18 protein-coding genes and 1 other RNA gene are annotated in these 21,260 nt (G+C 65.3%); 6 read left to right on the top strand and 13 right to left on the bottom strand.

The features are described from left to right. Positions 1-19: 19 nt before the first annotated feature. Together lepB and GJV26_RS08860 are read right to left on the bottom strand one after the other, a co-directional pair. Positions 20-694: a signal peptidase I gene (gene lepB / locus GJV26_RS08865; RefSeq protein WP_155708506.1), complete on the bottom strand. Its 675-nt coding sequence runs from the start codon at positions 692-694 to the stop codon at positions 20-22. 117 nt (positions 695-811) lie between these two features. Further along, a complete protein-coding gene (locus GJV26_RS08860) occupies positions 812-1,537 on the bottom strand; it encodes a helix-turn-helix domain-containing protein (protein ID WP_155708505.1) in 726 nt (241 codons plus the stop codon). 74 nt (positions 1,538-1,611) lie between these two features. Here GJV26_RS08860 and GJV26_RS08855 point away from each other — a divergent pair, with 74 nt between their 5' ends. Both GJV26_RS08855 and GJV26_RS08850 read left to right on the top strand, forming a co-directional pair. Next, on the top strand, positions 1,612-2,718 hold the full coding sequence (locus GJV26_RS08855) for a cytochrome P450 family protein (protein WP_155708504.1): 1,107 nt from the start codon (positions 1,612-1,614) through the stop codon (positions 2,716-2,718). Next, positions 2,715-3,059, top strand: coding sequence for an antibiotic biosynthesis monooxygenase family protein (locus GJV26_RS08850; RefSeq protein ID WP_155708503.1), 345 nt, complete (start codon positions 2,715-2,717; stop codon positions 3,057-3,059). The genes GJV26_RS08855 and GJV26_RS08850 overlap by 4 nt, the downstream gene beginning before the upstream one ends. Before the next feature lie 31 nt (positions 3,060-3,090). On the opposite strand, the gene GJV26_RS08845 is transcribed toward GJV26_RS08850, so the two are convergent. From GJV26_RS08845 to GJV26_RS08800, 10 genes are all read right to left on the bottom strand, one after another. Then, positions 3,091-5,208, bottom strand: a complete 2,118-nt coding sequence (locus GJV26_RS08845) for a TonB-dependent siderophore receptor (protein WP_155708502.1) — start codon at positions 5,206-5,208, stop codon at positions 3,091-3,093. A 187-nt stretch (positions 5,209-5,395) separates the two neighbouring features. After that, positions 5,396-7,138, bottom strand: coding sequence for a gamma-glutamyltransferase (gene ggt, locus GJV26_RS08840; protein ID WP_155708501.1), 1,743 nt, complete (start codon positions 7,136-7,138; stop codon positions 5,396-5,398). After that, positions 7,135-7,623, bottom strand: coding sequence for a hypothetical protein (locus GJV26_RS08835; protein WP_155708500.1), 489 nt, complete (start codon positions 7,621-7,623; stop codon positions 7,135-7,137). Before GJV26_RS08835 ends, ggt begins: the two co-directional genes overlap by 4 nt. 233 nt (positions 7,624-7,856) lie before the next feature. Beyond that, on the bottom strand, positions 7,857-8,756 hold the full coding sequence (gene rpoH / locus GJV26_RS08830) for an RNA polymerase sigma factor RpoH (RefSeq protein WP_155708499.1): 900 nt from the start codon (positions 8,754-8,756) through the stop codon (positions 7,857-7,859). A 478-nt stretch (positions 8,757-9,234) separates the two neighbouring features. Then, on the bottom strand, positions 9,235-10,149 hold the full coding sequence (gene ftsX, locus GJV26_RS08825; protein ID WP_155708498.1) for a permease-like cell division protein FtsX: 915 nt from the start codon (positions 10,147-10,149) through the stop codon (positions 9,235-9,237). After that, complete coding sequence (locus tag GJV26_RS08820; RefSeq protein ID WP_155708497.1) at positions 10,146-10,817, bottom strand: cell division ATP-binding protein FtsE; 672 nt, start codon at positions 10,815-10,817, stop codon at positions 10,146-10,148. Before GJV26_RS08820 ends, ftsX begins: the two co-directional genes overlap by 4 nt. 15 nt (positions 10,818-10,832) lie before the next feature. Beyond that, positions 10,833-11,909: a signal recognition particle-docking protein FtsY gene (gene ftsY, locus GJV26_RS08815; protein ID WP_155708496.1), complete on the bottom strand. Its 1,077-nt coding sequence runs from the start codon at positions 11,907-11,909 to the stop codon at positions 10,833-10,835. A gap of 202 nt (positions 11,910-12,111) precedes the next feature. Continuing rightward, the gene (locus GJV26_RS08810) at positions 12,112-13,050 is read right to left on the bottom strand and encodes a MerR family transcriptional regulator (RefSeq protein WP_229419228.1); all 939 of its coding nucleotides are present in this window, start codon (positions 13,048-13,050) and stop codon (positions 12,112-12,114) included. Positions 13,051-13,288: 238 nt separating this feature from the next. Beyond that, positions 13,289-14,206: an AEC family transporter gene (locus tag GJV26_RS08805; protein WP_155708495.1), complete on the bottom strand. Its 918-nt coding sequence runs from the start codon at positions 14,204-14,206 to the stop codon at positions 13,289-13,291. Positions 14,207-14,224: 18 nt separating this feature from the next. Beyond that, a complete protein-coding gene (locus GJV26_RS08800; RefSeq protein ID WP_173346172.1) occupies positions 14,225-15,199 on the bottom strand; it encodes a TauD/TfdA family dioxygenase in 975 nt (324 codons plus the stop codon). A 347-nt stretch (positions 15,200-15,546) separates the two neighbouring features. Here GJV26_RS08800 and GJV26_RS30550 point away from each other — a divergent pair, with 347 nt between their 5' ends. The 3 genes from GJV26_RS30550 (at position 15,547) to GJV26_RS08785 (ending at position 19,099) form a co-directional block, all read left to right on the top strand. After that, positions 15,547-17,187, top strand: a complete 1,641-nt coding sequence (locus tag GJV26_RS30550) for a methyl-accepting chemotaxis protein (RefSeq protein WP_155708493.1) — start codon at positions 15,547-15,549, stop codon at positions 17,185-17,187. 159 nt (positions 17,188-17,346) lie between these two features. Then, complete coding sequence (locus GJV26_RS08790) at positions 17,347-18,459, top strand: porin (protein ID WP_155708492.1); 1,113 nt, start codon at positions 17,347-17,349, stop codon at positions 18,457-18,459. Positions 18,460-18,550: 91 nt separating this feature from the next. Then, a complete protein-coding gene (locus GJV26_RS08785; RefSeq protein WP_229419227.1) occupies positions 18,551-19,099 on the top strand; it encodes a hypothetical protein in 549 nt (182 codons plus the stop codon). A gap of 4 nt (positions 19,100-19,103) precedes the next feature. On the opposite strand, the gene GJV26_RS08780 is transcribed toward GJV26_RS08785, so the two are convergent. Then, positions 19,104-20,804: a thiamine pyrophosphate-binding protein gene (locus tag GJV26_RS08780; protein WP_155708491.1), complete on the bottom strand. Its 1,701-nt coding sequence runs from the start codon at positions 20,802-20,804 to the stop codon at positions 19,104-19,106. Positions 20,805-20,922: 118 nt separating this feature from the next. Between GJV26_RS08780 and rnpB the strand changes: the two genes are divergently transcribed. Then, positions 20,923-21,254: RNase P RNA component class A (gene rnpB / locus GJV26_RS08775), an RNA gene on the top strand. Positions 21,255-21,260 lie beyond the last annotated feature (6 nt).

Here is a 21,260-nt window from a genome sequence, read left to right as displayed (position 1 = left end):
GCGCGCGCCAACGCCGGCATTACTCCTGGCGCAGGCTCATGCCGATACGGTCCGTGCGCGGTTGCCAGTTGCCCTTGATGTCGGCGGAAACGAGGATGCGTTCGGCGCGGCCGATCAGCAGCGCGCGCGGTACCGTGCCGAACACGCGCGAATCGCCGCTGTTGTCGCGGTTGTCCCCCAGCATCAGGTAACTGTCGCGCGGTACCTGCACCGGGCCGAAGTCGCGCATCGCGCTGACCTGCGGCAGCACCTGGATACGGTAGTCGGCATCGCCGCTATGCTCGCGCAGGTGCAGCGCCGCCAGGTCGCCCAGCGCGTCGATATGTTCGGTGCCGTTGCCCAGCACCGTGTAGGCGGCCTGGCGGCCGTTGATCAGCAGCCGTTCGCCGCGCATCTCGACCGTGTCGCCGGGTAGCGCGGCGATGCGCTTGATCAGCCGGGTGCCGTCCTTCGGCGACGAGAACGTGACCACGTCGCCCCTTTGCGGCTCGCCGGTGCGCGCCAGCGAAATATCGGTCAGCGGAACCTTGACGTCGTAGGCAAGGCGGTTGACGAACACCACGTCGCCCTCGAGCAGATTGGGGCGCATGGAAGCGGACGGGATCGGGTTCCAGTCCGCCACCGCGGTGCGGAAGATGCCGAACAGCAGCAGGAACGCGATGAAACCCTTGTTGGCACGGATGGCTTCTTTCATGTCGACTCTTCCCTGGAAATGGTTGTGGAATTCCATCATCGGGCGCGAGTCTTAATCCGTGCTTATTCCTGCACCTGCGATTTAGGCTTCGATTCACGCTGCGATTCACGCTGCTATCTACAGCGCGTCCAGTTGGCCCAGCGCGGCCTGCATGCGGCGCCGGCCCGCCGGCGGCACGGCCAGGGCGCGGCTGTCGAGGTCCTGCTCGACCCAGCCTTGCCGCAGTGCCAGCGCCAGCAACGCGGCGCCCAGCGCGCCGCCCAGGTGCGGCCGGCGTTCGCTCCAGTCCAGGCACGGGCAGGCGAAGCGGCGGCGCTGGCGGCGCAGCGCGGGAATGTCCAGCCCCAGCGCCGCGAACCGTTCCTCGCCTTCCGCCGACAAGATGTATTCGCCGTCGTGTTCGGCCAGCCAGCCCGCCGCCACGAAGCCATCGTTCAGTGCCACGGCCACGGTGCCGGCCATGTGGTCGTAGCAGGTGCGGGCTTCGCGCAGGCGATCGGGCGTGCGCGGCTGGAACGGTGCGCGCCGTACCCCCGCAACGACGAGCAGCGCTTCCAGCGCGGCGGCCACTTCGCCGCCGGCCAGGCTGTAATAGCGGTGCCGGCCCTGCGCGAGCTGCCGCAGCAGGCCGTCCTCCTGCAGCCGGGCCAGGTGCGCGCTGGCGGTCGACGGGCTGACGCCGGCCACCGCCGACAGTTCGGTGCTGGTGCGCGCATGGCCGTCCAGCAGGCTGCACAGCATGCGCGTGCGGGCCGGTTCCGCAATGGCGGCGGCGATGCGGGCCAGGCGCCCGTCGGTATCGGAATCGGTATCGGTATCGGCGTGCGAGCGTGCTGCATCCATGGTTCGGTCTCCGTCGAAGTATCGCTGGGGGTTTTTCAGGATACTGCATCCGTTCAATCAAGCAAAGGAGCAGCATGCACACCGATCACTGGCCGGCCGACGCCGTGGCCGCCGTCACGCACCCGGACCCGTATCCGTATTACGCGGCCCTGGCGGAACACGAGGCGCCGCGCCGCGACGAACGGCTGCGCCTTTGGGTGGTGGCGCATCCTGCCACGGTGCGCGAAGTGCTGGCGCATCCGGATTGCGGCGTGCGGCCGGTGCATGAGCCGGTGCCGGCGGCACTGGCCGGGGCGGCGGCGCGACTGTTCGGTGCACTGGTGCGGATGAACGACGGCGCGCGTCACGCGGCGCCGAAGGCTTCGCTGCAAGGCGCACTGGCGCGCCTGCCGCCAGCGCAGGTGGCTGAACGTGCGGGCACGGTTGCCGCCAGGATTGCGGCCCATATTGCCGCCGGCGCGGCGCATGCCGTCGACGATGCCGCCGCACTGAACGCGTTCGTGTGCGGCGTACCGGTGCAAACGGTGGCGAGCCTGCTGGGCTTTGCGGATGAGCAGTTGCCGGATGTCGCGGCAGCGGTGGGCCGGTTTGTCGCATGCCTGTCGCCGCTGGCCACAGCCGCCGAACTCGCGGCGGGGGCGGTGGCGGCACAGGCATTGCTCGATGCCTTGCGGCGGCTCGTGCAATGCGGGCCACGGACGGCGCTGCTGGCTGCGCTGGTGCAGGCCCCATGGCCGGACGAGCACACGATGCTCGCCAACCTGGCCGGACTGATGACGCAGACGCATGAAGCCACGGCGGGGCTGCTCGGCAATTGCATTGTCGCCCGCCTGCGCGGCGCGGCTGCCGGTCCGGCGGAACTGGTGGTGGACGTGATGGCACGCGATCCGGCGATCCACAACACGCGCCGCTTCGCCGCGCGCGACGTGACGATCGCCGGCGTGCGGGTGCCGGCCGGACAGGCGTTCCTGCTCGTCCTTGCCGGTGTACGGGGGAGGGACACGGCCGGCTTCGGGCATGGCCGCCATGCGTGCCCCGGCCACGCGACGGCACGAGCGATCGTCGCGCAGGCCTTGCACGTATTGCCGGCGCTGCGGCCGCTGTCCCGCGTGGCCTGGCGCTACCGGCCATCGGTCAACGCCCGCATGCCGCACTTTATCGATGAGCAGGAGGCAACATGATCGCCGTGATTTTCGAAGTGACGCCGCATCCGGAACACAGGCAGGCCTATCTCGATCGCGCCGCGTCGCTGCGGCCGCTGCTGGAGAGGATCGACGGCTTCATCTCCGTCGAGCGCTTCCAGAGCCTGGCCGATCCCGGCAAGCTGCTGTCGCTGTCGGTGTTCCGCGACGAGTCGGCGCTGGAACAGTGGCGCGATATCGAGGCGCACCGTGCCGCGCAGAAGGCGGGGCGCGATGCGCTGTTCGCGGATTATCGTTTGCGCATCGCCGCCGTGATGCGCGATTACGGCATGCACGAGCGGGCCGAAGCCCCGCCCGACCTGCGCGCCAGGAATGGATGAGACGTGGATGAAGCGTGAATGAGTCGCCGGCTCAGTACTTCCAGTTCAGCGTCACGCTGGCATTGCGCGGCGCCGCGTAGTAGCTCTGGCTCCAGTACAGGCTGGTCAGGTACTTCTTGTCCGTCACGTTGTTGACGTTGACGGCCACCGACAGTTGCCGGTTGATGTCGTACCGTCCCATCAGCCCCAGCGTGGCGTACGACGGCTGGCGGATCACGGCGCCGTCGGCCTCGTTGCGGTAGATATCGTCCTGCCAGTTGGCGGTGGCGCCGACGCGCAGCTGCGGCAGCATCGGCAACTGGTACGTGGTGGACAGGCGCAGCAGGCGGCGCGGCATGTACGTCTTGGCGGCGTTGCCGGCGTCGTCTTCCAGGTTCATCACGGAGAAGCCGGCGCTGGCCTGCAACCCCTTGGCCACTTCGCCGGACAGGTCGAATTCGATGCCCTTCGATTCGGCATCGATGCCGCGATAGTAGGCCTTGGTGCCCGTCTGGCCGACCTGCTCGGCGGTGTTCAATTGCCTGGTCTTGTACACCGAGGCGGCGGCGTTCAGCCTGCCGTCGAACCATTCGCCTTTCAGGCCCGCCTCGACCGTCTTGCCGTCCATCGGATCGAGCGTGACGCCGTTGACATCGGTCTCGCTCTGCGGATTGAAGATCTCCGTGTAGCTGGTGTACGCGGTCAGCGCCGGCGTCAGGTCATAGGTCAGGCCCACGTACGGCGTGGCCTTCGAGGCGGACTTGAAGCGGGTCACGCCGTACGCGGTGCCGGTGCTGTCGGCCTTCGTGTACGTGACGCCGGTGATCAGGTTCAGCGGATCGGCGAGGTTGAAGCGCGCGGCCGCGTAAACGGACCTGCGCTTGTCGACATACGAACTGCCGTCGGTCGAAGCGTCGAACGTGGGCTCGGTGTACGCGCCGGTCCACTGGTCCAGCGACACCAGGCCGGTGCCGATGCCCTGGCCGTAGTGCGACACATCGTCGAGCGTGGAGCGCGACCAGTTGGCGCCGAATGTCAGGTCGTGCTTGCGGCCGCCCAGCGTGACCTGGCCGGTGGCCGAGGCGTCGAGCAGGTTCTGTTCGAGGTCCGATGCATACAGCGACGGGTAGGATTTCAACCCGAGGCCCGTGGCGCGGTCCGGCGTGCCGTAGGTATAGAACAGTTTACCGTCGGACCTGGTGGTGGAGCGCGTGGCGGTGGCCTGTGCGCGCCAGCCGTTACCGAACTGGTGGACGAGTTCGGCGAACGTGCGCTGGTCGCTGACGTGGTTGCGCGCCCAGTCGGCGGCTGTCGAATAACCGGTCGGCAGGTCGGTCGGCGTCAGGTCGGTGTAGTACAGCGGCAGCGCGCCCCACATGCCGCCTTTCGTGTCGTTGATCTGGCTGGAGTGGCCCACGGTGAGCGTGGTGTCGTCCGTCAGCTTCGCTTCGACCACGCCGTAGAACACCTTCTTCTTCGAGGAATAGCGGTCGATGTACGAATCGCCGTCCTCGTAGGCGCCGACGATGCGGGCCGAGATCGTGCCTTCCTCGTTCAGCGCGCCGGAGATGTCGGCTTCCGCGCGTTTCGTGGCCCACGAGCCGTAGGTGACGTTGGCCGATGCCTGGAACGGGATCGTCGGGCGCTTGCGGATGAAGTTGACGGTGGCGGACGGATTGCCGGTGGCAGACATCAGCCCGTTGGCCCCGCGTACCACGTCCACGCGGTCATAGATCACCGTGTCGAAATCGCCCGTCACGAGGCCGGATACGAACGGGGTGCCCACGCCGTCGTACTGGAAGTTGGTGATATCGAAGCCGCGCGACGTATAGTACGTGCGGTCGTTCTCGACGCGCTCGACGGTGACGCCGGTCACGGTGTCGAGCATGTCGTTGACGGAATCGAGCTGGAAGTCGTCGAGCTTCGCGCGCGTGACCACGGACACCGATTGCGGCGTTTCGCGCAGCGACAGGTCGAGGCGCGCGGAACCCTTGCTGCTTTTTGCGGTGTGGCTGTCATCGGCCGCGGTGCCCTGCACGACGACCGTCTGCATCTGCTGCTCGGCTTCTTCCGGCGCCGGGATGTCCGGAGCTGCCTGGACGGCGCCGCACAGCAGCGCGGCGGCCAGGGCAAGGGGAGTGGGGCGCACGGAGAGGGTCTGGGGCAGCATGGCTTCCTGTCGATGAGAATGAGAACGATTCTCATTGTAGCGACAATGTCAAGCGCTGCCTAGGTGGCAAGGCCCCCTGGAGGGGTAAATCCGCGTGAACAACTGTGACCCGATGTAAGCCGACAGGGCCGGCGGAAGCGGGCCGCATCGGCCAGCCGCCCGGCGCGGCTGCCCTGGTCTGGCTGCCTCAGTGCGCTTTTTTCTGCACCAGTGCGCTGCCGGTACCGTGGCGATGGCCTTCGCTGACGGCGGTCACCGTGCCGTCCTGGTTGAACACCAGCGCGTTGGCGGCGCCGATCTCTTCCGGCTGGTTCGACCAGCGTTGCGCGAATGGCGCCAGCGCGGTGGCCTGGGCACTGCCGGCAAAACCCGGCTCCACGTCCGTTGCCGCGCCGTTGCGCTCTGACAGGCGGGGCGCGTCGACCGCCTGGTCCATCCGCATGCCGAGGTCGACGTGGTTGACGATCGTCTGCAGCACCGTGGTGATGATCGTGGCGCCGCCCGGACTGCCGATCGTGAACGCCGGCCTGCCATCCTTCAGCGCGATCGTGGGCGCCATGCTGCTGCGCGGGCGCTTGCCCGCTTCCGGCACGTTCGGTGCGGGGCCGGAAAAATCGAAATCGGTCATCTCGTTATTGAGCAGGAAGCCGTGGCCGGGCACCACGATGCCGCTGCCGCCCCACGATTCGATCGTGAACGTGTACGACACGATATTGCCCTGGCTGTCGGAGACGGCCAGGTGCGTGGTGTGCGCGCTTTCCTGCTGCAGCTTCGCGGTCGCGGGGCGCAGCGGCACGCTGGCATCCTGCTGGAACGGATACGGATCGCCGGCCGGCACGGGGCCGGCGGCGGCGCGCGCGGGATCGATCGTCTTCCTGCGCTGCGCCGCGTACTCCTTGCTGAGCAGGCCAGCCACCGGCGCATCGGTGTATTCGGGGTCGGCCAGGTAGGCGTTGCGGTCGGCAAACGCGAGGCGGCTCGCTTCCAGGTACAGGTGCTCGGCCTGCGCACGCGGCAGCGCCTTCAGGTTCCAGCCTTCCAGGATGTTCAGCGCCTCGAACGCGGTCACGCCGCCGCTGCTGGGCAGCGGCATGCCGTACAGCTCGTAGCCGCGGTAGGTGCCGCGCACCGGCTGGCGGATGCGCGCTTCGTAGTCGGCGAGATCGGCCAGCGTCATCGTGCCGCCGGGTACCGTCATGCCGGGGGCGGTAGCGGGGCGCCTCGCGGCATCGACGATCGCGCGCGCCAGCGGCCCTTCATAGAACGCCTTCGCGCCGCCCCTGGCCAGCGTGCGGTAAGTGCGCGCCAGGTCGGGATTCTTCAGCAGCGTGCCGGGCGGCAGCGCCTTGCCATCCTTCAGGTACAACGCCGCAGTGGCGGGAAAACGGCGGAATTTTTCCGTGTTGCCATCCACCAGGCGGCTGAAGTTTGCGGTCACCGTGAACCCTCTCGAGGCCACGTCGATCGCGGGGGCCAGCACATCCTTGAACGACATCGTGCCGTAGCGACGCAGCGCTTCATCCCAGCCGCGCACGGTGCCGGGCACGCCAATCGACTGGCCGCTGGCCACCACGGTCTCGAAATCCATTTCCTTGCCGTTGTCGAGGAATACCGCGGGCGTGAAGGCGGCGGGCGCCGTTTCGCGGTGATCGATCGCGATCACACGCTTCTCCCTGGCCAGGTACACCACCATGAAGCCGCCGCCGCCGATGCCGCAGCTGAACGGGTCCGTCACGCCCAACGTGGCCGCGGCCGCCACGGCCGCGTCGATCGCATTGCCGCCCCGGTTCAGGATCGCCATTGCCGATTGCGACGCCTGCTCGCTGATCGTGGCGACTGCGCCGCCGGTGCCGGTGGCGACCGGCGTTTTCGCGATGGCGACCGTGCCGATGGCGGTCAGGAGGATCGTGGCGACGAGACGCTGGGTCATGTTTTGGCGGGCTGGGCCCGTTGGGCCGGTTGTGCCGGTTGTGCTATCGATACACGCAAGCTTACCCGATAATCCGGCGCCGGCGCGTGCAGGGCGGGCGGTTCGGGCGGTTCCAGTTTTTCCAGCGCGAACGTCAGGCCATCCTGCGTGACGACGGGCTTGGCGTTCGGCATGTTCTCGGCCAGCACGAAATTGCGCGTGCCGTGAGGGCTCGTTAGCGTGAACGAGTAGCTGATGTAGCCGGCCCACACGCAGACGGCGCCCTGCTTGCAGCGGCTGTCGTTGATCCGTTCCAGCTTCAGGCGGGTGCCGGGCGCCAGCATCACGCTCTCGCCCTGTCGCAGCGCATAGACGGCGCTGGTCTTGCGCGGCTTGCCCGTCGCAGCTTGCCCGGCAGCTTCCGCTTGCGTGCTGTCGATCGAGCAGGCAGCCACCACGCCGAACGTCAGCATGCAGCCGATGATTCCGTAGAGCCTGGCTTGCATATCTCCTCCATGCGGCTAAGGCTGAACGGCAAGGTTATCAAATTGCTACGGCAGGCGTCGCACTGCTGAGCTATGGCTGCCAGGAAATCACTGGTTCGCGAAATAAAGTTGCAAAAAAGTCGGTGACAGGCTCCGATTTTCGAGAAATGTTTCAAAAATATCGGAGCCTGTCACCGGTTTTCGGCAATAAAAAACCCGGCGCGAAGGCCGGGTTGGGGAAGGAGGCAGGCGCGTTATACGAACGCGGCCAGCGAACCCTTCATTTTCTTCAGCGCGGCGGATTCGATCTGGCGGATCCGCTCGGCGGAAACGCCGAACTCGTCGGCCAGCGTGTGCAGCGTGGCGCCGGAGCCGTCGTCGTTGGCCAGCCAGCGCGCTTCGACGATACGGCGCGAACGCGGGTCCAGTTTCGACAGGGCCGTTTCCAGGCCTTCCGACTGCAGGCGCGTGACCTGTTCCGCTTCCAGCACCTTGGTCGGCTCCGACAGGTCGGACGACAGGTAGGCGATCGGCGAGAACTTGTCGTCTTCATCGTCGGTCGGCGATTCCAGCGCGATGTCGCGGCCGGACAGGCGGGTTTCCATCTCGATCACTTCCTCGCGCTTCACGTCCAGCGTTTTCGCCAGCGCGTCGATCTGGTCCGGTGTCATCGCATCCAGGCCGGTCTTGTGGCTGCGCAGGTTGAAGAACAGCTTGCGCTGCGCCTTCGTCGTCGCCACCTTCACCAGGCGCCAGTTCTTCAGGATGTACTCGTGCATCTCGGCCTTGATCCAGTGCATCGCATAGGATACAAGGCGCACGTTCTGGTCCGGGTCGAAGCGCTTCACGGCTTTCATAAGGCCGATATTGCCCTCTTGGATCAGGTCGGCGTGCGGCAGTCCATAGCCCAGGTAACCGCGGGCGATCGACACCACCAGCCGCAGGTGCGACAGCACCAGCTTTTCGGCCGCTTTCAGGTCGTTGTTTTCCTTCAGGCGGCGACCCAGCGATACCTCTTCCTCGTGCGTCAGCATCGGCAGGCGGTTGACGGCGGAAATGTAGGCATCCAGGTTGCCCAGGTTGCCGCTGAACCCGAGTCCGAGCGCAGTCGTACCGGTTGGGACCAGGGCGGAAGGTGCGGACATGGTAGTCATTTTCATTTCCTCACTCGAAGGGTATTGCGTGGCTCCGCGGCGGGATTGCAGCGAACCTTTGCATACAGCATGCAGTGTTGAACTTAATTCGGTCTTAACACCAGGCAAGTGCCTTCTGTCAAGATACTTACCATTCAACGTTGCGTTTGAACATATCTTAGCACTCTCCCTGGTCGAGTGCCAATGACCAGAATTCTATGGCTTCGATAGCCTAAGTACTATGGACAGATACTAACCGTTAGGGATATGGCGGGGTTTCATTCGATCCGCTCGCCGGCGTGTTACTGATCAGAACTTGAGCTGGACCAAAGGATGTATGACAAGATTATCGAGAGGCGACAACGGGCTCTGTGCGTGAACGCACGATGGCCCGGGCAGGCGTGTAGGAGCGCAGCCAACGATGTTGTACGCCGGCAGGAGGGTGTGAACAAACAGATAAGGGCGGCCCGCCCGATTGCAAGGGCGGGCCGCTCCCGGATCAGGACAGGCGGGCGAGCTGGCGCCGCACCGACAATGCCGCGCCGACCAGGCCAAGGCCGGCTGACAGGGCCAGCAGCAGCCCCATCGCCACCGGTTCCAGCGGCGCCAGCTGGAATTCCGACGCGTACAGCCGTGCGAACTCGGCGATCGCCGCGTTCAGCGGCTGCAGCGACAGCGCCACCGCGCCCAGCGCCACGGCGCCGGCGCACAGCCCCAGCAATGCCCCGGTGTAGTAGAACGGGCGCTGGATGTAGGTATCGGTGGCGCCGATCAGCCGCGATACGAGGATTTCCTCGCGCTGCGTCAGCACCTGCAGGCGGATGGTGTTGAACACGACCGCCACCACGACCGTGCCCAGCGTGGCGGCCAGCAGCAGCAGCCCCACGCGCAGCACGCCCAGCAGCGCGGCCAGCCGCTTGACCCACGCCGAGTCGACCTGCACCGATTCGACGCCGGGAATGGCGCCGATGCGGTCCGCGATCCTGTCCACATCGTTGCCTTCGGCCGCGCTCTGGAAGGCGTTGAGCCGCACGATATAACTGTCCGGCAGCGGATTGTCGCCGAGCGTTTCGATCACGCCGGCCACGCCGTTCTTTTCCTGCAATTCCTCGAGGGCTTTTTCGCGCGGCACGAAGATGATCTTGGCGTCCTTGGCCACAGCGCGCAGCGAGCCGGCCATGCCTTCGGTGTGCTCGCGTGGCAAGTCCTGCTTGAGGAACACGGAAAGTTCCGGGTCCACGGCCAGCTGTTCGGACATCGGCCGGATATTGTCCAGCACCGTCACGCCGGCGAACGGCAGCGCCAGCGCGATCGCCACCACCAGGATATTGAAGAAGAAGGAGCCGGGCGCGCGGCGCAGGTGCACGAGCGCCGACCCCAGCGCAAACCCGTGCTGGCGCAGCCATACGCTCATGGCGCCTCCGCCACGGGATCGCCCTGCAATGCACCCTGTTTCAGCTCGATCACGCGGCTGGCGCCCTCCAGCACCAGTTCGTCGTGGGTGGAGATCAGGCACGTCACGCCGGCCTTGTTGAAGGCTCGCAGCGCATCGAACACCTTGTTGGCGCTGGCGCGGTCCAGGTTGGCCGTCGGTTCGTCGGCCAGAATGATCTGCGGCCGGTTGACGATCGCGCGGGCGATCGACACGCGCTGCTGCTCGCCGCCGGACAGCGCCAGCGGGCTGGCGGCGGCCCGGTCCAGCAGGCCCACCTTGTCCAGCGCGGCGCGGGCGCGGTCTTCCGCCTGCGCGCGGGTGCGGCCCGTCACCAGCATCGGCAGCATCACATTGGCCAGCACGGAACGGTCGGTCAGCAGCCGCTGCTGCTGGAAGATCAGGCCCAGGTTGCGGCGCAGGAACGGCACGCCGGCGCTTTTCAGCCGGCCGATATCGGTGCCGTTGACGGTGACCTGGCCCGAGGAAGGGCGCTCCATCGCGGCGATCAGTTTGAGCAGCGTGGACTTGCCGGCCCCGGAAGGGCCGGCCAGGTAGACCAGCTCGCCCTTGCCGACGGTCAGCGAGACGTTGCGCAGCGCGGTGACATCGGTCGTGTATTGCTTGGTGACGTTGACGAATTCGATCATGGTTTTTTCAGTTCGTCACCCGAGCAGCGCTTCGACGAATTCCTCGGCGTCGAACGGTTGCAGGTCCTCGATCTGTTCGCCGATGCCGATAAAGTACACGGGCACCGGGCGCACGCGCGCGATCGCGGCCAGCACGCCGCCCTTGGCGGTGCCATCGAGCTTGGTGATGATCAGGCCGGTCAACTGCAGCGCATCGTCGAACGCCTTGACCTGTGTCAGCGCGTTCTGGCCGGTGTTGCCGTCGATGACGAGCAGCGTTTCGTGCGGCGCCTCATCCATGCCCTTGCCGATCACGCGCTTGATCTTCTGCAGCTCGTTCATCAGGTGCAGCTGCGTCGGCAGGCGGCCGGCGGTGTCGATCATCACCACATTGGTGCCCTTGGCTTTGCCGGACTGCACCGCGTCGTACGACACGGCGGCCGGATCGCCGGACTCCTGCGAGATGACGGTGACGTTGTTGCGCTGGCCCCAGATCATCAGCTGCTCGCGCGCGGCGGCGCGGAATGTGTCGCCGGCGGCCAGCAGCACGGACTGGCCGTGCGCCTGCATGTGCTTGGCGAGCTTGCCGATCGTGGTGGTCTTGCCGGCGCCATTGACGCCGGAGATCATCATCACCGTCGGCTGGTGCCGGCCCAGCACGAACGGTTTTTCCAGTGGCCGCAACAGGTCGATCATCAGCGACTTCAGCGCCACCTTCACCGCGGCGGCATCGAGCAGCTTGTCATCCTTGACCTTGCGCTTGAGCGCTTCGAGCAGGTATTCGGTGGCGTCGATGCCGGCGTCGGACATCAGCAGCGCCGCTTCGAGCTCGTCGTACAGCTCGTCGTCGATGCGGGCACCGACGAACAGCACGGACAGGTTGGCGGAGGTCTTCGACAGGCCGGCCTTGAGCCGGCTCATCCAGGATTGTTTCGGTTCCGGGCGCGGCGCCGTCTCGACGTCGAACGCGAAGGGCGCGGCCGGTTCGGTGGGCGCAGGCGCTGAAGGCGCCACGGGAGGGGGCGACAACGGGGCCAATGTGGGTGCCACGCCGGCAGGTGCGGCCGGCGGCACGTCGGGCGTGACGGTTTTTTTCTTGAAGAAGCTGAACATGTGTCGTGGAGGCTGCGGCCGCTCGGGGCCGGAAACACGCTGGGAATGGTTTTCTTGCGCCGGCTATTCTACCAGAGCGCCCTTGAAAACCTTGTTGAAAGGGTATTTCCCGGATTCACCGGGTTGTTCGCGGCCGTTTTTCGCTCACATCCGTCAGGCCGCCGCAGTGTTGCCGCGAGGCCGCCACGACCCGGCTGCCCGATCAGGCCGCGGTACGTGCGCGCGCCTCGTGGCGCCAGTCGGCCAGCATGTCGCCCACGTCGCTCAGCGTCAGCACCTGCACGAACGACGCTGCGCGGCGGCGCAGCGCGACATTGCTGCCGCCGGCCCACAGCGCCACCGTTTCCGGCAGCCGGGCCCGTAATTCCTTCAGCGCATCGAGTACATGGCGGGTGTTCATCGATGTCGAGAACGACAGCGTCACCACGTCGACCCGCAGCGCGCGGGCGGCGTCGACGATATCGGGTAGCGGTGTCTGCGGCCCCAGCGAGTAACAGCCGGCGCCTTCGGCCACCATCAGGGCCTCGGCCATCAGCAGACCGAGACCGTGTTTTTCCTGGGGGGTGGTGGTCAGCAGGATGCGCGGGCTCGGCGCGCCTCCCGGCGCATTGGGCGGCGGCATCGAGAAGATCGCGCTGCGCAGCACCATCTGCAGCGTTTCCGTGATCAGGTGTTCCTGCCACACGCCGAGGTCGCCGCAGGCCCAGGCATCGCCGATCGCCGCCGTCAGCGGGGCCATCAGGTCGATGACGAAATTGCGCAATCCCATTACCAGCAGCGCCTGCGACAGCTTGCGGCGCAGCGCGTCGCTGTCGTGCGCGCGGCACAGGTCGAGGTAAGGTTGCAGTTCGGCCGCGCCGCGCACCACCGGCCGGTTGCCGACCGCCGCCTTCTCGGCCAGCGCCTGCAGCTCCTGTGCCGTATAACCGATCACCTTGCCGGGCCGGAAGCCCAGGTCGATCAGCCGCTTGACGAGGCGCAGCTTGTGCACCTGGTCGACCGGGTACAACCGCTCGCCGAACGGATCGCGTTCCGGCCGCGGAAACGCGTACCGCCGTTCCCATACGCGCAGGGTTTCCTTGGCCACACCGGTATCGCGCTCGACATCGCTGATCGTGCACGGCATTGGCGAAAAAGGCATCGGGTTGTTCATCTGCGCGGGGTACTCCAGCATTGGGCGTGCAGCATTCTAATGCCTTTTCCTGGGGAAAAATTACAGCGCTCTCCCGAAGGATATGGGCCGATCGCCACCCCATATGACTTGTCCATGACATAGAAAGACAAGCGGGATGGATGCATTTTATTTACTGTTTTCGTCCACCTGTGTCGTGGACAAACGAAACGTAAAAAATTGTTGCGCTAGTGTTAAATGGCGGGGGTCAGGCGCCCAGCCATGGCATGAACTGCCGGCTCAACGGCACGGTGATCACGGCCAGCAAGGTCTGCAGCGTAATCAGCGAGGCCATCAGGCGGGCATCGCCTCCCAGTTGTTTCGCCATGATATAGGCGTTCGGCGCTGTTGGCAGCGCGCAGTAGAAGCACGCAGCCAGTGCCGCTTCCGGCCCCACGTCCAGCAGCAGGCACACCTGGGCGGCCAGCAGCGGCATCACCAGCAGTTTCAGCACGGAAGTCACGGTCAGCGCCGCCGGGCGCGTGCCTTCCAGCGAGAACACGAGACCGCCGCCCACGCACAGCAGGCCGAGCGCCGTGGCCGCCTTGCCGAGGATGTCGAGCGTATTCATCAGCTCCTTTGGCAGGCTGATGCCTGCAACGCTGACGATCACGCCGGCCAGCGTGGCCTGGATGATCGGGTTTTTTGCCAGCGTTCTGGCGACGGTGCCGAAGTTCGGCTTGCTGCCGCTCCACCATGCCAGCGCGACCACGGACAGCGCATTCACCACCGGCAGGCACAGCGCCAGGGCCAGCATCACCAGCGATGACGTTTCCGGCGGGAAGAACAGTGCGGCCACCGCCAGCCCGAAATACGTGTTCGGGCGCATGGCGCCCTGCATCACCGAGGAGCGGCTGGCACCGGGCAATGCCGGCAGCAGCAGCAGCGCTGCCAGCGTCAGCAGCACCACGGCAAACGTGGGCAGCAGCGTGGCCAGGGCCAGCTGGGCAACTTCGCCGCCTTCGAACGACAGGCGGGCCGTGCCGGCGAACAGCATGGCCGGGAAGGCGATGTTGTACGAGAACTTCTCGATCGACGGGAAGAAGTCGGCCGGCATCCAGCCGAAGCGGCGGATCGCCACGCCCAGCAGGATGATCAGGAATACGGGAATGATGGAAGCAAGCATGGTGTGATTCTATGCCGATCAGTCCGCCGAAATACCGGACGGGCCGATGCGGTGTGCGTTCGGCGTGGTCGAAATGCGGATGCGGATCAGGTGGCGGCCCGGGTCCGTGTACGTGGCGCGGCCATGCAGCGTGCGGTGATTGTCGGCCCACAGCAGCGTATCGTCCGGCAACTGGCGCACGAAGCGGGGCGCGTGCTCCTCGATGATCCCGTTGAGCAGGGTCAGGGCGGCCACCAGATCCGGCGTGGCCAGTTCCGGGCAGGCTGCAAGTCCTTTTTCAATCGAATCGTAGCGCCACCGCATCGCCAGCCCGTCGGCATGGAAGACCGGTGCGTAGAATAGCTCGACCTGGTCGTCGCCCGCGGCATACACCGATGGTACGCGGAACGGCACTTGCGCCGTGCACAGCAGCGCATAGGCAGCACGGCCTTGCTCGGTTTTTTTCAGCTCGGCCACGATGTCTTCCACGTCGATCAGCAGCGATTCGCCGCCGTTGCAGCGGGCCGACGAGACGACGTACAGCAGGAACTGCTCTTCGGGCATCGGGTAGAACGACGAGTCGGTGTGCATGTCGGCATTGCCGGTGCGTTCCGAGAACGTGACGAACTTCGACTGGCTGCCCGGGCGGGCTCGCACATCCCACGCCACGCGCTTGGTGCGCTGGTCGGTCGAGGTGGGAAAGCCCTGCGTCAGCGCGATCGCGTACAGCACGGCATTGCGATGCGCTTCGGACAGGCCCGCCAGGCCCAGGCCCGTGATGGCCAGGCCGCGTGCCTTGCGGCCTTCCAGGCTGGCGGCGAAGTCGCGCAGCGTCGGCACTGCCAGCAGTTCGCGCTGCAGCGCTTCCTCGTCGGGATGCGGATAGAAACCGTTGCCGTTGAAGTCGTCGAAATGGCGCTCGACGATGGCAATTACGCGAGGCAAGTCCTCGCCCCAGGTGAAATTGGTTTGTACAACTGCGATATTGCCGGACTGCTCGATAGACGAAAACATGAAGGCTCCTGAACGGGATTGCACTGGGCTGAACTGAAATTGCCGTACGGCAATGAATGACCGCATTCTGAGCTAGCTCAACATTTTGTTCAAGCTGGATTGGTGCGGTGAGGCAACTAATTTATTTCATAAGTGAAATATATAGGCATGAAGCCTGCAACGACGGGGAAGTTTGTCTGCTCTACAAGATGTTGTAGCAGGACATCAATGTAACTCTGAGCACGCGGAAAAACGACACATTTAAATTTGTGCTGGACATAAAGCCAATGGAACGACACATCGCTTCCTGCGATGCGCTAAAATTTTGCCACACAGCAACTCGTCTTCTATCTTCACAAGGAATTCAAATGAATTGGCTTACCGAGCGCAAGCTCTCCACCAAGCTGGGCCTGGCTTTCGCGGTCGTCCTGCTACTGACCGCCATCGTCGGTCTCTTTTCGATCAACCAGCTGGCCAAGGTGAATGCCACGGCCAGCAACCTGTCGTCGCGGTGGATGCCGGCGATGCGCGTGATCCAGGACATCAAGTCGCAGATCGCCCGCGTGCGCACCCGCGAATTGCAATACATCATCTCGGAAGACGTGGCCGACCTGGACAAGTACGACAAGGTGATCGCCAACGACCTGGTCGACCTGAAGAAGATGCAGGACGAATATGTGGCCCTGATCAAGACGCCTGAAGAGCAGGCGCTGTACAGCGAATTCCTGACGTTGTGGGATCGCTACATGGCGGAAGACGCGAAGCTGCGCGCCGCCGTGCGCGCCGGCGACATGCCCCTGGCGAAGAAGCTGATTCGTGGTGAATCCAACAAATTGATCGTTGCTTTGCGCGGCCAGGTAGACAAATTGGTCAAATATTATGGCGAGGGCGGCAGCGAGGCGGCAAGTTTTGGTGATCAGGTATACAATGCGTCGCGCGCCTGGATCGCAGGCTTGCTGCTCATGTCGGTGGTGCTCGGCGCGCTGGCGGCGCTGCTGATCACCCGCTGGCTCGTGAAGACGCTGGGCGGCGAACCGCAGTATGCGGTGGCGCTGGCCAACCAGATCGCGGCCGGTGAACTGAACGTGGAAGTGCGCACCCGCGCCGGTGACGATACCAGCCTGCTGTTCGCGATGAAGTCGATGCGCGACAGCCTGGCCAACATCGTCGGCCAGGTACGCCACGCTACCGACACGATCGCGAGCGCGGCCCAGCAGGTGGTGGCGGGCAATATGGATTTGTCGGGCCGTACCGAGGCGCAGGCCAGTTCACTGGAAGAGACGGCGGCATCGATGGAAGAACTGACGTCGACCGTGCGCCACAATTCGGACAACGCGCGCCAGGCCAACGAGCTTGCCGTGAATGCTTCGGCGATCGCGGAGCAGGGCGGCCAGGTCGTATCGCAGGTGGTCGAGCGGATGGGCTCGATCAACGAGTCGGCGAAGAAGATTTCGGACATCACCGGTGTGATCGACGGCATCGCCTTCCAGACCAATATCCTGGCGCTGAACGCGGCGGTGGAAGCTGCCCGTGCCGGCGAACAGGGCCGCGGCTTCGCGGTCGTGGCGTCGGAAGTGCGCAACCTGGCACAGCGGTCCGCCGCGGCGGCCCGTGAAATCAAGGAATTGATCAGCGATTCCGTCGGCCAGGTCGAGGCCGGCACGCGACTGGTCAACCAGGCCGGCAGCACGATGGAGGAAGTGGTCGTCAGCGTGCGCCGCGTGACCGACATCATGGGTGAAATCACCGTGGCTGGCCAGGAACAGAGCGCCGGCATCGTGCAGGTGAATGAAGCGATTGCGCAGATGGACGCCGTGACGCAACAGAACGCGGCGCTGGTGGAAGAAGCCACTGCCGCATCGCACAGCATGCAGGATCAGGCCTCCAGCCTGGCCCAGCTGGTGAGCATCTTTACACTTGATGGATTGGCAAACCATCAGTATAGTGCCGCCTCCAGTGCCAAGCGCACTGATAACAAGACGGTGCGATTGAATCGGCCGCGACAATAAGTGAACGCCGCACCCTTACCAGGGGATCGCGGCACAGTGGCAAATCGGGGTTTGCCCTCACCAATAAGCGGTCCGGAGCCAGCTGGGCTACCGGCACCGCAAGACCGAATTTAGCCGTTGCTGAATCTTTTTACACGCAACACAACTGAAGGAAATGTAATGAAAAAAACTCTAATCTCCGTTGCAGTTCTGGGCGCCATGAGCAGCGCCGCCTTTGCACAGTCGAATGTAACGATCTACGGTATCGTTGACGCCGGTATCGTCGCCGAGCGCGGCGGTAAAGACGGCAACGTCACCAAGGTGTCGTCCGGCGTCGCCAATGCTTCGCGTATCGGCTTCCGCGGTACGGAAGACCTGGGTGGCGGCCTGTCCGCGATCTTCACCCTGGAAACGGGCTACAAGGTCGACGACGGCCAGCTGGACGCGTCCAACACGCTGTTCAACCGCCAGGCATTCGTGGGCCTGCGTTCCACCACCGCCGGCACGCTGACGGTCGGTCGTCAGTACACTCCTTGGTACAACGCGCTGGTGCAGGTTGGCGACCCGTTCGCCGCCGGCCTGGCCGGCTCGGCCAAGAACCTGTTCCCGGCCAGCGGCATCAACGTGCGTAACAGCAACGCTGTCGTGTACCAGACCCCGGTCTTCAACGGTTTCTCCGGTGAAGTGTTCTACGGCTTCGGCGAACAGTCCGAATCGTCGGCCGGCCGCCAGCTGAGCGCTGCCGTGTCGTACACCAACGGCCCGCTGAACGCCCGCCTGGCGTACAACAACCGCAACAACGACACCGCTTCCACCGCCACCACCGTGGCAGTCGAGCGCGGCATCGGCCACAACAGCCTGCTGGCAGTGAACTACAACTTCGAAGTGGCGAAAGCCTACTTCATGTACAACGCCAGCAAGGGCCTGAACAGCATCGCCTACCCGAACAGCGGCACGATCAACGGCGTGACCGGCGGCATCGCCTACACGACCGTGGCGATCCCTGCATCGCGCGACAGCCGCGACGGCCTGCTGGGCGTGCAAGTGCCAGTGGCTGGCAACACGGGCAAGGTCATCGCTTCGTTCATCTACAAGGATGACCGCGAAGCCGTCAACCGCGATGCCAAGCAGTGGGCCATCGGCTACATGCACGACATCTCGAAGCGCACCACCGGCTACGTGTCGTACGCCAAGATCGACAACAAGAACGGTGCAGCATTCACCGTTGGTGGCAACACCGAAGTCGGTTCGGGCGACAGCGCCTTCAACGTGGGCGTGCGTCACTCGTTCTAAGCTTCCTTCAGTACCACATGAAAACCGGCCCTCGCGGCCGGTTTTTTTTCGTGCGTTAGAATGACGCCAAATTCACTTCGCCGACCGTCCAATGAAAACAAGATCCCGCGTCGCCCTTGGCCTGTGGTTCGCCTGTACCTTCGCCGCCACGCTTGCCGCCGCCGCGCCGCCGGGTGCGAAGAAAGCCGTGCCGGAGAAGGGCGGCCTGCCGCGCTACGGCATGGCGGTGTATTCGGACCTGTGCGTGCAGCCCGGCGGCGAGTTCGGCGGCCAGCGCATCACGCTGCAGCGCTTTGCCGAGGTGGATACGGTGATCTATGAATACACGGCGGGCGGCCTGTCGTGGCCGGTAGTGGCCAGCGATGTCAATATCGACCCGCGCGGCAAGCTGATGTATTTCACGGTGCAGCCGCCCGAGGAGGCGGAGCGCACGCTCAGCGGCAAGTTCTCGGCGGACGGCAACACGCTGACGCTCGACGGCGGCTACTGCGGCGACGAAGCGCTGCCGATGACATTGCAGAAGGTGCGCGACTTTGCGCAAAAGCCGAAGGCTTGCCGCGCCTGCCCGGTCGGGAAGAAGGCGCCGACAGACGAGCCGGCGGCACCGAAGTGGGAAGCGGTGCCGCCGTCGCAGGGATGATTTTTTACCTTGGCTTCGACGCCTGTGCATTCGCGCGGATCGTCTCCAGCGTGGCGCCCGGCGTGATCAGGTTGCCGTCGTAGCGCAGTTCGATCACGGCCGGCAGCCTGCGTTCCCGCGTAAAGGCCAGCGCGCGCCCGAATGCCGGCGCGAACTGCGCGGTATGTTCCACCACTTCGCCCTGGCCGCCATAGGCTTGCGCCAGCGCGGCGAAATCCGGGTTTTCCAGGTCCGTGCCCGACACCCGGCCCGGGTACTCGCGCTCCTGGTGCATGCGGATGGTGCCGAACATCCGGTTGTTGAACACGATGACGATCAGGCCCGCGCCATACTGCACGGCCGTGGCCAGCTCCTGGCCGTTCATCATGAATTCGCCGTCGCCGGCAAACGTGACCACCGTACGGCCGGGGTCGACGATCTTGGCGGCCACGCCGGCCGGCACGCTGTAGCCCATCGCGCCGCTGGTCGGCGCCAGCTGCGTGCGCATGCCGCCATAGCGGTGGAAGCGGTGCGCCCACGTGGCGTAGTTGCCGGCGCCGTTCGTGATGATCACGTCGTGCGGCGCCAGCGCATCGATCTCCTGCACCACCTGCCACAGGTCCAGCGGCGCCTGGCCGTCCTGGAAGATGGCGGGGCGCTGTTGCCATGCGTTCAGCTCCGCTTTCGCCGCGGCCACGCTGTCCGCCCATGCCGGTGCCTCGACCGGCGCCATGGCGGCCAGCATCGCGGCCGCTTGCGGCATGCCGCTGGCAATCATCAATTCCGCCTGGTACACGCTGCCCAGTTCTTCCATGCTGGCGTGGATGTGCACCAGCCGCTGGCGCGGCAGCGGCGCCTCGATGACGGAATAGCCGCCCGTCGTCATTTCGCCCAGGCGGGGGCCGAGCGCGATCAGCACATCGGCATCGCGCACGCGCGCGGCCAGCTTCGGGTTGATGCCGATGCCCACGTCGCCGATGTAGTGGGGATGGTCGTTGTCGAGCAGGTCCTGGTAGCGGAACGCGCAGGCCACCGGCAGGTGGTTCGCTTCGGCGAAGCGGGCGATGTCCGCGCAGGCCTGTTCGTTCCAGCCGCTGCCGCCGATCAGCAGCAGCGGGCGCCGTGCCCCGGCCAGCATGCCGCGCAGCGTGTCGACCTGCGCCTGCGACGGACTCGCCTGCACCGGCTGGTAGCGGTGCGTATCCGGCACGGCAGCCTGCTTCACCAGCATGTCTTCCGGCAGGGCCAGCACCACGGGGCCCTGGCGCCCGCTGGTGGCCACCTGGAAGGCGCGCGCGAGATACTCGGGAATCCGGTCGGCGCGGTCGATCTGCGCCACCCACTTCGCCATCTGGCCGTACATGCGGCGGTAGTCCACTTCCTGGAACGCTTCGCGGTCGATGAAGTCGCCGCCCACCTGGCCGATGAACAGGACCATCGGCGTGGAATCCTGGTAGGCGGTGTGCACGCCGATCGATGCGTTGGTGGCGCCGGGACCGCGCGTGACGAAGCAGATGCCGGGCTTGCCGGTCATCTTGCCGTAGGCATCGGCCATGAACGCAGCGCCGCCTTCCTGGCGGTTGATCACGAAGCGGATGCCCGATTCATGCAGCGCGTCGAGCACGTCGAGATAGCTTTCGCCGGGCACGCCGAAGGCGGTATCGACGCCGTGGATTTTCAGTGCATCGACCAGGATCTGGCCGCCGGAACGGGAAGGGTGGGTCATGTGGGCCTCGTCAAGTGATGCGGCATTCTAGAGCCGGTGCCGGCCATGGGCTTTTGAAATGGCGACAACAATTTTCGCTTTCCGGCCCGGCCGGCGGCCATGCGGTACAATAGCGCCCGAAGCAAGCCAGACAGCCGCTGGCCGGCGCAGCAATGCGTTGGCGGGAGGAAGGTCCGGACTCCACAGAGCGGGGTGACGGTTAACGGCCGTCCGCCGAAAGCCCTTCAGGGGGTATAAGGCGAGGAACAGGGCCACAGAGACGAGCGTATTAAGTTACGGTGAAACGCGGTAACCTCCACCTGGTGCAATTTCAAATAGGCACGCGATGATGCTGCTCGCGGAGCGTGCGGGTAGAAAGCTTGAGCGGCGGAGCAATCCGTCGCCTAGAGGAATGGCTGTCATAGCGCTTCGGCGCCGTAACAGAATCCGGCCTATCGGCTTGCTTCACTAAATTCG

Source organism: Pseudoduganella dura, assembly GCF_009727155.1.
Lineage (GTDB): Bacteria > Pseudomonadota > Gammaproteobacteria > Burkholderiales > Burkholderiaceae_D > Rugamonas > Rugamonas dura.
The sequence above is the reverse complement of the archived record's forward strand: the minus strand, read 5'-3'. Positions and strand labels throughout refer to the sequence as shown.